Origin of the sequence: Brevibacillus halotolerans, from assembly GCF_026891775.1 — a bacterium.
Taxonomy (GTDB): domain Bacteria; phylum Bacillota; class Bacilli; order Brevibacillales; family Brevibacillaceae; genus Brevibacillus_B; species Brevibacillus_B halotolerans.
On the sequence record NZ_JAPTNK010000055.1, the window covers coordinates 1 to 453 of the forward strand.

Sequence of the window (453 nt, forward strand, 5' to 3'; positions counted from 1 at the left end):
AGACGTAAGAGAGACAGTAGAATCGTTAAGAATTTGTATTTTAATGAGAGGATTTTTACCACCATTAAATACGTTGCAACCATCGAGTGCTTTTATCAACTCGAGTCTATTGATTTTTATTTCTGTACTGAATTTTTCTGGGATTATTTTTGAGGTGTTTGGATAAACACCTTCGAGGGTACGTGAAATAAATGTAGTATTCCCAAAACTAATAAGCACAGATGCTCCATTTGTATATATCGAAGCATTGCTTTCGTTAAGTATTTTCTCTAATTCCATTAGTGACTTACCTGGAAAAACGAAATCAATTGTATCTTTATCTCCTTTAACCTCCGTTCTTCTTCTCGCAAGCCTATGTGCATCTGTAGATTCAATTATTAGCTCTTCGTTTTCATAAACCCAACGTTCCCCTGTTATAATAGGTCTTATTTCAGATGTACTAATTGCGAAGAT

1 protein-coding gene is annotated in these 453 nt (G+C 34.2%); it reads right to left on the reverse strand.

Translation table 11 applies throughout. From position 1 onward, the window contains the following. Positions 1-453, reverse strand: a 453-nt coding sequence (locus tag O0550_RS24110) for a DNA polymerase III subunit beta family protein (RefSeq protein ID WP_463674881.1), incomplete at both ends; no start/stop codon positions are given.